We start from the raw sequence: 10,553 nt of genomic DNA on the forward strand, positions 1-10,553 counted from the left end.
TTTGCAAAATATGATCAACTCTTCTCTCTTTATGACCCGCCAAGAAGCCGAGATATCGATGAAATTGTTCTCCAGTTGATCTTTTCCAGGAATGATAATCCGGTCTACAGACTATCGTCCGATTCAACAACCCGGGTTCCTCGAGAAAATAGCGCGCGCCACTCTCAGCTTTTAAAGGAGGTGGTAGAAAGTGTTATTGAAAGTACCAGCATACATTTCATTCCGTCTTCGAATAGCAGTGAAGATATTTTTAGAGAGCATATCTCACCCATGGTGAAAAGTGCTATAGCGAGGGAACTGTCATCGGAGATTGATGCGATCCAACTCGCATTGAAAAATGTGTCTCAAAAGCTGACAAGTATTGTCTGCTCTGCGGGCTTGGAAGGCTACGAGGTCGATTTCGGTTTGCCCGGACATATCCCGGGAGCTTTTTTGGCTGACATGGACTTCTACCTTTCCGATCCTGCTCGAACATCAACGTTCATGAAAGGTCGCGGAATTCAGGCACTGGCGATGCTTTCGTGTTTTGTGTGGATTGCCGAGAAGGAAAAAGAGGCGGGTCTCAACTCCCTGTGGTTAATTGAGGAACCCGAATCATATCTTCATCCCGATCTATATGGGACTGCTCTTGGGCTTCTCAGCTCCCTGGAGCTGAATGGACAGGTGGTTCGAACGACTCACGATCTAACAATGGTTCCGAGGACTGAGTGGTCCATTGCGGCGACTGACCTAGATAAGAGTGGCCATACGCGTGTGCGACGGTTCTCGACCAGCCGAGAAGCTACGGACGTCCTTCGCGGGTCGCTGGGCGTCAAGTTTGGCGACTTTTTTGGATTGTCAACCGTAAATATTTTTACAGAAGGCCGTTCTGATATTGAAATGATTCGCTGGGCAGTCAAGGTGCTTGGATCCAGCAACTACCCCGAACTGGATCGTGCAGACTTCCGCTCTTTTGACGGTGTAAAGAATCTGGAAGGATTTCTGCATGCTAACTACGCTCACATTCGGCCAGAGACAGTAGCAATCTCAGTCTTTGACGGCGACGAAGCGGGCGTTCGTGCTGTTAAAGCGTTGGCTGGTCACTTGGGAAGGATCGGGTCTGGGTTCGATCCAAACGCAGATTACGTGACCGTGCGAAACGGGTTCGCTATCGAAGGTTTATTTCCTGACGAATTTCTTCGAGAGCTTCACTCCGAACATCCATCTTGGTTTCGTCACTTTATCGTTGATGCGTCGGACGAAGTAACGGCAATCGACTTTGAAGATTCCAAAAAGAAGCAAGCCGGTGCGTGGCTACGCGACCGGGCGGAGCAATCCTCTGATTTGGACGAGTGGGCGACGCGGTGGCGGACACTTTTGAGTGCACTCGAAAGGGCGATCTGCACATGGCGCCCTGGCCGTCGATGATGGGGCTCGCTGATGGCCGAGGTACTGGTTTTCCGCAGCCCCTGCTTGCGCCTGGTGAGGTAGTCGTTCGTAGTTGCTTCTAAACACTCGGTGGGTTGTCGCCCCGCGAGGCTGGGCCAGCGGGCTCTCATCTCGACTTCCGCCGGCACGCGCGCCTAGGTCTTATTAACCAGCCTGACCTGAGCGAGTTCGCCGCGGCTCTCCGTCTTCCCTGCAAGGCGGGTTGTCGTGTCGCGAAGCCGGGCCGCGGGACCAGCCCCACTCGACCAGCGTTTCGTGGATGGGGCACCGTGCCCTGTGCGGTATCTGCTCCCGACGGCGGCGGGGCGGGTTCGCCCAGGCGTTCGGCCCACGCGCGGGTCGCCGCGGCGAGGCGGCGGCCGTAGGCGGTGACGTCGGCGTCGAGCGTGCCGGTGTTGTAGACCGTCCCCGCCCGGGCGATCCCCTCCGCGGAGAGGTCGCCGCGCAGGTGCCCGCGCAGGATCTCCAGCCCGAAGGCCAGGTTGTCCTCCGGCTCCCACAGGCGGAGGCCGCGCTCCGCCGCCTGCGCGAAGTACGGCGGCCACGTGATCTGCGCGGGCCCCACGCCGTTGGACGTCTCCCCCTGCGCCACCCGGGCCACGAGCTCCTCGTAGCGCTCACGGGTCACGGGGACGTCCGTCCCGCGCGGGGCGCTGTGCACGCCGCCGGCGTCGTGGCCGAAGACGTTCCGGCCACCGGACTCGAGCTCGGCCAGGGCCGCCGCCACCGGGAGGGGCACGTCCGCCCGGCGTGCGGCGGCCACGATCGCCGCGGCGTTGTCGAGGTGCCGGCCGAGCGTCGCCGTCGGGTCGGACGAGCGGTCGCGTGCGGGGCGGCGGGTGAGGAGGTCGCGGAGCAGGCCCATCGGCCCACCCTCCCGCAACGCGGGTTGAGTTGTCGCGGGTGACGGGCCCGCGCACCCGCGACAACTCAACCCGGGATGCGGGGCAGGGGCCGGGCGGCGGCGCGTCGTCGGCGTCCGGGGCGCACTAGGGTGGAGCGCATGTCCGCGACCCCCCTCGGCTTCTGGAAGCTGCCCGCACGTCCCGACGGCGCCGCCCGTCACCTCGCCGTCATCACCGGGGGCGAGGCGCAGCAGACCATGCTCTTCCTCCAGGACGGGCAATGGTCCATCCTCGCCCTCTTCCAGGACGAGCTGGCCGGCAAGGCCGCCGCCCGCACCCTGGACGCGCTCCTGCAGTCCGTCACCTGTCTGCGCATGGGCGGCCGTGACGTCCTCGACGGTGCCGACACCCCGCGGCCCGGTATCGAGTGGGCCGGCTACGACCGCGAGTTCGAGGAGGCCGACGTGGCCGAGCAGCGCGACGTCGAGCCGCGCGGCCGGATCTGGATCCTCCCCGCCACGGACGGCGCCTCCGTCGGCCTCAAGCTTCCCGGGCACCGCCGGTACGACGACGCCGTCGCGCAGTTCGCCGACGTCGACGCGGCGCGTGCCGCCGTCGCGGCGATCGACGAGCTCCTGGGCGTCGGCCCGCGCGGCTGAGCCGGCCGGTCCTCCCCGGCCCGGGGCCGCGACCGTTCGCCTCCCAGGGTTCACCTGCTGTTCACCCGGCTGCGCCGCCGGGCCCGGCTTCCTCGTCCGCCGCCCGCCCATAATGATGGACAGAGCACAGGCCGCGGCCCGCCGCCGTCGTACCGAGGAGGGGACGGGCGGGCACGGTGACGCACCCAGTGAAGGAGACGGACCATGGAGCTGCTGCAGCCCGACGCCCCCCGCGAGAACCTCCGCGAGTTCATCGACAAGCTGCGCGACGGCGGCTACACCGTCTCGGACGGTCACACCAACGATCCCGACCTGATCGATCCGCAGGGCCGTGCCGTGGAGACGTGGAAGGAGGACTACCCGTACGAGACGCGCATGACGCGCGAGGAGTACGAGCTGGAGAAGTACCGCCTGCAGATCGAACTGCTCAAGCTGCAGTACTGGGGCGAGGACACCGGCCAGCGCCACATCATCGTCTTCGAGGGCCGCGACGCCGCCGGCAAGGGCGGCACCATCAAGCGCTTCACCGAGCACCTGAACCCCCGCACCGCGCGCGTCGTGGCCCTCAACAAGCCCTCGGACCGTGAGCTCGGCCAGTGGTACTTCCAGCGCTACATCCAGCACTTCCCCACGGCGGGCGAGATCGTGCTGTTCGACCGCTCGTGGTACAACCGCTCCGGCGTCGAGCGGGTGATGGGCTTCTCCACGGACGAGCAGTACCGCCGCTTCATGAACCAGGTGCCGCTGTTCGAGAAGATGCTCGTGGACGACGGCATCCACCTCACCAAGTTCTGGTTCTCCGTCACGCAGACCGAGCAGCGCACGCGCTTCGCGATCCGCCAGATCGACCCGGTCCGCCAGTGGAAGCTCTCGCCCATGGACCTCGAGTCCCTGGACCGCTGGGAGGCCTACACGGAGGCCAAGGAGGCCATGTTCCTCCACACGGACACGGACCACGCCCCGTGGATCTCCATCCGCTCCAACGACAAGAAGCGGGCCCGCCTCAACGCGATGCGCTACTTCCTGTCCCAGTTCGAGTACGAGGGCAAGGACCACGAGGTCGTCGGCACCCCGGACCCGCTGATCGTGCGCCGCGGCCGCGACGCCGTGGGGGACTGACCGCGGTCGACGTAGGCTGGGGGGCGGGTCCGTGTCCGGCACGGCCCGTCCCACCGTCCGAGCCACAGGAGGCCACCCGCGATGACCGAGCAGACCACCACCGTCCCCGTCGGCGCCGCCGACATCGGCGTCACGGGCCTGGCGGTGATGGGCGCGAACCTCGCCCGCAACTTCGCCCGCCACGGCTACACGGTGGCCCTGCACAACCGCAGCCGGGCCCGCACGGACCAGCTCGTGGCCGAGCACGGTGACGAGGGTGCGTTCGTGGCGACGGAGACGCTCGCCGAGCTCGTGCAGTCCCTCGCCGTGCCGCGCCGGGTGCTCATCATGGTCAAGGCGGGCGCCCCCGTGGACGCCGTCATCGACCAGCTCGTCCCCCTGCTGGACGAGGGCGACATCGTCATCGACGCCGGCAACTCCCATTACGAGGACACCCGCCGCCGCGAGGCGGCCCTCGCCGAGAAGGGCCTGCACTTCGTGGGCGTCGGTGTCTCCGGCGGCGAGGAGGGTGCCCTGCACGGTCCGGCGATCATGCCCGGCGGTCCGGAGAAGTCCTACGAGGCCCTCGGTCCGATGCTCGAGAAGATCTCCGCGCAGTTCGAGGGGGAGCCGTGCTGCGCCTGGGTCGGCACGGACGGCGCCGGCCACTACGTGAAGATGGTCCACAACGGCATCGAGTACGCGGACATGCAGGTCATCGGCGAGGCCTACGACCTGCTGCGCCGTGTGGGCGGCCTCGAGCCCGCCGAGCAGGCCGAGGTGTTCACGGCGTGGAACCAGACCGACCTGGCCTCCTACCTCATCGAGATCACGGCCGAGGTGCTCGCGCAGGTGGACGCGGCCACGGGCCGCCCGCTCGTGGACGTGATCGTGGACGAGGCCGGCCAGAAGGGCACCGGCCGCTGGACCGCGATCTCGGGTCTCGACGTCGGCTCCCCGGTGGCCGCGATCGCCGAGTCCGTCTTCGCCCGCTCGCTGTCCTCTCAGCGCGCGGTGCGCGAGGTCGCCCGTGAGACCCTCGCGGCCGGCGTCGACGAGGATGCGCAGCGCGTCCCGCAGGACACGGACGCGTTCGTGGAGGACGTGCGCCAGGCGCTGTTCGCCTCCAAGCTCGTGGCCTACGCGCAGGGCATGGACATGCTCGCGGCCGCCGCCGAGGAGTACGGCTGGTCGCTGGACCTGGGCACCATCGCCTCGCTGTGGCGGGACGGCTGCATCATCCGCGCCGACCTGCTCGACGTGATCATGCAGGCCTTCGGCGGCCGCGACACCTCCCGCCATCCGGCGCCGGGCACCCGCGCCCCCGGCCAGCCGCTCAACCTGCTCTTCGCCCCCGAGTTCGCCCAGGCGATCGCCGAGGCCCTGCCGGCCTGGCGCCGCGTCGTCGGCACCGCCGTCGCCGCGGGCGTGCCGGTCCCGGTGTTCTCCTCGGCCCTGGCGTACTACGACGGCCTGCGGGCCGACCGCTTGCCGGCCGCCCTCGTGCAGGGCCAGCGCGACTACTTCGGCGCCCACACCTACCTGCGCGTGGACCGCGAGGGCTCGTTCCACACGCTGTGGTCCGGCGACCGCACCGAGGTCGACGGCGAGGGCGTGCCCGTGGTCATGCCGCAGCCGACCGAGGGCGACCCCACGCAGGACTGACCCGGCGTGGACCCGGCCCTCAGATCCAGAGGGCCGGGTCCACGTACTCCGCGGGGTCCACGAGCGGCTTGCCCTCGGCCGGGCCCTTGCGCGGGCGGACGGTGGCCGGCACGCCGGTGGCGATCGCGTCGGCGGGGGTGTCCTTCACGACGACCGCGTTGGCGCCCACCGCCGTCCCCTCCCCGATCTCGACGGGTCCGAGGATCTTGGCGCCGGCCCCCACCACGACGCCGTCGCGCAGCGTGGGGTGCCGCTTCACCTTGGCCAGGGAGCGGCCGCCGAGGGTGACCCCGTGGTACAGCATCACGTCGTCACCGATCTCCGCGGTCTCGCCGATCACGACGCCCATGCCGTGGTCGATGAAGAACCGACGGCCGATCGACGCGCCGGGGTGGATCTCGATGCCCGTGGCCGCGCGCGTGACCTGCGAGAGCACGCGCGCGGGCATCTTCAACCGGTCATGTCGCCACATCCGGTGCGCGACGCGGTGCGCCCACACGGCGTGCAGACCCGAGTAGACGAGGGCCACCTCGAGGTCACCGCGCGCCGCCGGGTCATGGCTGCGGACGGTCGCGATGTCTTCCTTGATGCGGGAGAACAGTCCCACGGGCGGCCCCTTCGGGTCGGTGCGGTCGGTGAGCGGGCGGCGGTCAGCCGCGGATGTCCTCGAAGAGGGCGGTGGAGATGTAGCGCTCGCCGAAGTCACACACGATGGCGACGATCAGCTTGCCCTCGGACTCGGGCTTGGCGGCCTCCTTGAGGGCGGCCGAGATGATCGCGCCGGTGGAGATGCCGCCGAGGATGCCCTCCTCGGTCCCGAGCCGGCGGGCGGTCTCGATGGACTCCTCGAAGGTGGCCGGGTAGACCTCGTCGTAGAGGTCGGTGTCGAGGATCTCCGGCACGAAGTTCGCGCCGATGCCCTGGATCTTGTGGGGGCCGGCCTGGCCGCCGGAGAGGATGGGGGAGTCGGCCGGCTCGACGGCGATGAGCTTCACGTCCGGCTTCTGCTCGCGCAGGTACCGGCCCGCGCCCGTGATGGTGCCGCCGGTGCCGACGCCGGCGATGAACACGTCCACGGCGCCCTCGGACGCGTCCCAGATCTCCGGGCCGGTGCCCGTGTAGTGGGCCTGGACGTTGGCCTGGTTCGCGAACTGCTGGGCCCAGATGGAGTTCGGGGTGCTGCGGACGATCTCCTGGGCGCGCTCGAGGGCGCCGCGCATGCCGTCTGCCCCGGGGGTCAGCACGATCTCGGCGCCGAACGCCTTGAGCATCACGCGGCGCTCGGTGGACATGGTCTCGGGCATGGTCAGGATCACGCGGTAGCCGCGTGCCGCGCCGACCATGGCCAGGGCGATGCCGGTGTTGCCGGAGGTGCCCTCCACGATGGTGCCGCCGGGGGTCAGCTCGCCGTTCGCCTCCGCGGCGTCGACGATGGCGGTGCCGATGCGGTCCTTCACCGAGTTGGCCGGGTTGTAGAACTCGACCTTCACGGCGACGTCGCCGGGCAGGTCCTTCGCGAGGCGGTTCAGCCGGACCAGGGGCGTGCCGCCGACCGCCTGGGTGATGTCGTCAAGGATGCGGGCCATGGTGGTACCTCCGGTGGTGGTGCGCCTCGGGGCGCGGGCGATCTAGTGGGTGTTCCTGCGTCAGGCTATCGAGCCGCGGCGCCGCTCAGGCGTCCACGAGCCACGCGGAGTAGTTCCGGCGCACCTTCGCGAGCTTCGGATCGATGACCACACGGCAGTATCCATTGGAACGGCGCCGCGCATAGAAGTCCTGGTGAATGTCCTCGGCCGGGTGCCACGCGGACGCCGGCTCGACGCGTGTGACGATGGGGCTGTCATAGTTCGCCTGCGCCCGGGCGATCTCGTCCGCGAAGAACCGGGCCTCGGCCTCGTCGTGGGCGAAGACGGCCGAGCGGTACTGGGTGCCGACGTCGGCCCCCTGGCGGTTCAAGGATGTGGGGTCGTGGCCGGTGAAGAACAGGTCCATGATCACCTCGGGCGGCACGACGGCGGCGTCGAAGCGCACACGGACCGCTTCGGCATGGCCGGTGGTCCCGGTGCACACGGACTCGTAGCTCGGGGCGGGGTCGTCGCCTCCGGTGTAGCCGGACTCGACGGCGAGCACGCCCCGCACGCGACGGTAGACGGCGTCGAGGCACCAGAAGCAGCCGCCGGCGAGCGTCAGCTCGCGGACGTCGGCGGGCGCGCCGGAGGCGCCGAGGGGCTCGGTACGGGGGGAGTCGGTCATGGCAGGCACAGCAACGCGGGCCGCGCTTTTCATTCCCGACGACGCCGCCCCGTGCCGTCACCCAGGGCCGTCGGGTCGTGCGTGCCCGGGCCGGGTGGGCCATCATGGCCGGTATGACCGTGTCCCGTCCCGCCGTCCCCGCCTCGCCGGTGCATGCCCTGGCCCCGCCGACGCTCGGGCAGGTCCTCGAGGTCGTCCAGGGGCTGTGGCCGCGGGAGCTGGCGGAGCCGTGGGACGCCGTCGGGCCGGTGGCCGGGCGCCCGGAGGCGCCGGTGCGGACCGTCCTGTGGGCGCTGGACCCCGTGCAGGCCGTGGCCGACGAGGCCGTCGCCCGCGGGGCCGATCTCGTGGTCACCCACCACCCGCTCCTGCTGCGCGGCACCTCGTCCGTCGCCGCCGTCGGGCATGCCGCCGCCGCCAAGGGCCGCCTGCTGCACACCCTGATCGAGCACCGCATCGCCCTGCTCGCGGCGCACACCAACGCCGACGCCGTCGTGGGTGGCGTCTCGGACGTGCTGGCCCGTGCCGTCGGCGTCACCGGAGCGCTCTCGCCCCTGACGACCTCTGCCGCCGGCACCGGGGCCGAAGGCATCGGCCGGGTGGGCGACCTGCCCGAGGAGACCGACCTGGCCGCCTTCGCCCGGGCCGTGCACGCGGCGTTGCCCGCTACGGCCGGCGGCGTGCGCGTGGCGGGCGATCCCGCCCAGCGCATCCGCCGCGTCGCCGTGTGCGGCGGTGCCGGAGACAGCCTCCTCGACGCGGTCCGCGCGTCCGGCGCGGACGTCTACGTGACCGCCGATCTGCGCCACCACCCGGCCTCGGAGGCCCGGGAGACGGCGGCGTCGGGGGAGGGGCGTCCTGCGCTCGTGGACGTCTCGCACTGGGCGAGCGAGTCCCTGTGGCTCGAGCATGGCGCCCGCGCCCTGGAGGCCGCCCTGGCGGAGCGGGGACTGGGCGTCACCACCCTGTTCTCAGATCACCGCAGCGACCCCTGGGACTTCCTGGTCGGGGGAGAGCGGGCCGACGAGGGGAGTCACGCATGAGTGAGGTCACCGCATCGCCGGCCGTCCAGGCCCGGCTGCTGGAGCTCCAGGAGCTCGACACGGCCCTGGACCAGGCCCGCGCCGCCGTCCGTCGGCTCAAGGCGGACCCGGAGCACGCCCGGCTGCGCGCCCGTGCGCAGGAGTTCGAGGAGGCGCTGCCCGGTCTGCAGGACGCCGCCCGCACCGCCGACCGGGCGGGGGCCGAGGCCACCGAGAAGGCCGCCGCCACCCGCGCCCGTCGGGACCGGACCCGGGAGCGGCTCGAAACGGGCCAGGGCGGGTCCAAGGAGCTGCAGGCCATGCAGCACGAGGACGACACGCTCACCGCACTGCTCGACGACCACGAGGCCGCGGCCCTCGAGGCCATGGAGGCAGCCGACGCCGCCGAGTCCCGGCTCGCGCAGGGCCACGCCGCCCTGGAGCGGGCGCGGGCCGAGGTCGAGGCCCGCGCGGCGGAGGTGCGCCGCGAGGGGCAGGCCGTGACCCAGCGCGGCCGGGACCTCATCCAGCGCCGGGCGGCGTTGGCCGCGGAGTTCCCCGCGTCGTTGCTGGCCCTGTACGAGCAGGCGCGGGAGCGCAACGGCGGCATCGGCGCGGCCCGGCTCGTCGGGAACCGGTCCGCGGCCGCGGGCACGGAGCTGTCGCCCGCGGAGGTCGCGCGCATCCGGGCCCTCCCGCCGGCCGCCGTCGCCCGCTGCCCCGAGTCCGGCGCCATCCTCATCCGGGACTGACCCCGGGCCCCGCCCCCGGCGCGATCAGTAGAGTGGGGGGCCGCGTCGGACGGCGCGACCACGGACACGAGGAGGCGCACGGTGAGCGGACGAGTCCTGCAGGTGGAGGCCGACGGCGGGTCGCGGGGCAACCCCGGCGTCGCCGGCTATGGTGCCCTGGTGCGCGACCCGGCCACGGGCGAGATCCTCCGGACCGACGCCGCCCCGCTGGGGAAGGCGTCGAACAACGTGGCCGAGTACTCCGGGCTCGTGGCCGGGCTGCGGATGGCCCGGGACCTCGACCCCGAGGCGCGGGTGCACGTGCTGATGGACTCCAAGCTCGTGGTGGAGCAGATGTCCGGGCGGTGGAAGATCAAGCACGAGGACATGCGGCGCCTCGCGGCCGAGGCCCGGTCCGTGCTGCCCCCCGAGCGCGTCACCTACGAATGGATCCCGCGCAACCGGAACAAGGACGCCGACCGCCTCTCCAACGAGGCCATGGACGCCGGCGCGCGGGGCGGCCAATGGGACGCGGGCGCGTCCGAGGTGCCGGTCGCGGCCCCCGCGGCCGCGGGGTCGACCGCCGCGGAGGCGTCCACGACCCCCGCATCGGCGGTGGCCGGGTCCGGCCTCGACGCGGACGCGGACGTCCGGGCCGTGGAGGCGGACGGGCCCGACGCCGTCGCCTCGCCGGAGGGTGCGACCCCGGCGCCCGCGCCCACGGGCCGGCTGCACCACGTGGAGATCTGGGTCGCCGACCTCGCGGCGGCCGAGGCGAGCCTCGGCTGGCTGTTCGGCGAGCTCGGCTACGTGCCGGGCGAGGGGTGGGCCGAGGGCCGGACGTACCAGGGG

Annotated in this window: 11 protein-coding genes; 7 read left to right on the forward strand and 4 right to left on the reverse strand. The window is 70.5% G+C overall.

Features of this window, described 5'->3' with window-relative positions; translation table 11 throughout:
• Positions 1–180 precede the first annotated feature (180 nt).
• Positions 181–1,407 (forward strand): ATP-dependent endonuclease, encoded by a 1,227-nt coding sequence (locus tag CITRIK5_RS03340; protein ID WP_159833085.1) that lies wholly within the window; start codon positions 181–183, stop codon positions 1,405–1,407.
• A 127-nt stretch (positions 1,408–1,534) separates the two neighbouring features.
• Here the strand turns inward: CITRIK5_RS03340 and CITRIK5_RS03345 are convergent, their stop codons facing one another.
• On the reverse strand, positions 1,535–2,293 hold the full coding sequence (locus tag CITRIK5_RS03345) for a hypothetical protein (RefSeq protein ID WP_236557136.1): 759 nt from the start codon (positions 2,291–2,293) through the stop codon (positions 1,535–1,537).
• Positions 2,294–2,431: 138 nt separating this feature from the next.
• Here CITRIK5_RS03345 and CITRIK5_RS03350 point away from each other — a divergent pair, with 138 nt between their 5' ends.
• The 3 genes from CITRIK5_RS03350 to gndA all read left to right on the forward strand — a co-directional run bounded on the left by CITRIK5_RS03350 (position 2,432) and on the right by gndA (position 5,695).
• Entirely contained in the window at positions 2,432–2,932 is a 501-nt protein-coding gene (locus CITRIK5_RS03350; RefSeq protein WP_036312781.1) for a hypothetical protein, read from the forward strand.
• Between the two features lie 204 nt (positions 2,933–3,136).
• On the forward strand, positions 3,137–4,051 hold the full coding sequence (ppk2, locus tag CITRIK5_RS03355) for a polyphosphate kinase 2 (protein WP_069941184.1): 915 nt from the start codon (positions 3,137–3,139) through the stop codon (positions 4,049–4,051).
• An 81-nt stretch (positions 4,052–4,132) separates the two neighbouring features.
• The gene (gene gndA, locus CITRIK5_RS03360) at positions 4,133–5,695 is read left to right on the forward strand and encodes an NADP-dependent phosphogluconate dehydrogenase (RefSeq protein WP_159833087.1); all 1,563 of its coding nucleotides are present in this window, start codon (positions 4,133–4,135) and stop codon (positions 5,693–5,695) included.
• Positions 5,696–5,714: 19 nt separating this feature from the next.
• On the opposite strand, the gene epsC is transcribed toward gndA, so the two are convergent.
• The 3 genes from epsC to msrA form a co-directional block, all read right to left on the reverse strand.
• Positions 5,715–6,302: a serine O-acetyltransferase EpsC gene (epsC, locus tag CITRIK5_RS03365; RefSeq protein WP_020624780.1), complete on the reverse strand. Its 588-nt coding sequence runs from the start codon at positions 6,300–6,302 to the stop codon at positions 5,715–5,717.
• A 43-nt stretch (positions 6,303–6,345) separates the two neighbouring features.
• The gene (gene cysK, locus CITRIK5_RS03370; protein ID WP_134417063.1) at positions 6,346–7,281 is read right to left on the reverse strand and encodes a cysteine synthase A; all 936 of its coding nucleotides are present in this window, start codon (positions 7,279–7,281) and stop codon (positions 6,346–6,348) included.
• An 85-nt stretch (positions 7,282–7,366) separates the two neighbouring features.
• The gene (gene msrA, locus CITRIK5_RS03375; RefSeq protein ID WP_012750832.1) at positions 7,367–7,948 is read right to left on the reverse strand and encodes a peptide-methionine (S)-S-oxide reductase MsrA; all 582 of its coding nucleotides are present in this window, start codon (positions 7,946–7,948) and stop codon (positions 7,367–7,369) included.
• 113 nt (positions 7,949–8,061) lie between these two features.
• Between msrA and CITRIK5_RS03380 the strand changes: the two genes are divergently transcribed.
• The 3 genes from CITRIK5_RS03380 to CITRIK5_RS03390 form a co-directional block, all read left to right on the forward strand.
• Positions 8,062–8,991 (forward strand): Nif3-like dinuclear metal center hexameric protein, encoded by a 930-nt coding sequence (locus CITRIK5_RS03380; RefSeq protein ID WP_159833089.1) that lies wholly within the window; start codon positions 8,062–8,064, stop codon positions 8,989–8,991.
• Positions 8,988–9,722: a zinc ribbon domain-containing protein gene (locus tag CITRIK5_RS03385; protein ID WP_073115522.1), complete on the forward strand. Its 735-nt coding sequence runs from the start codon at positions 8,988–8,990 to the stop codon at positions 9,720–9,722. The genes CITRIK5_RS03380 and CITRIK5_RS03385 overlap by 4 nt, the downstream gene beginning before the upstream one ends.
• A gap of 81 nt (positions 9,723–9,803) precedes the next feature.
• The coding region (locus CITRIK5_RS03390; protein ID WP_159833091.1) for a reverse transcriptase-like protein at positions 9,804–10,553 on the forward strand (750 nt) is incomplete at its 3' end.

The organism is Micrococcus sp. 116 (genome assembly GCF_902506395.1).
GTDB classification, from domain to species: Bacteria; Actinomycetota; Actinomycetes; order Actinomycetales; family Micrococcaceae; genus Micrococcus; species Micrococcus luteus.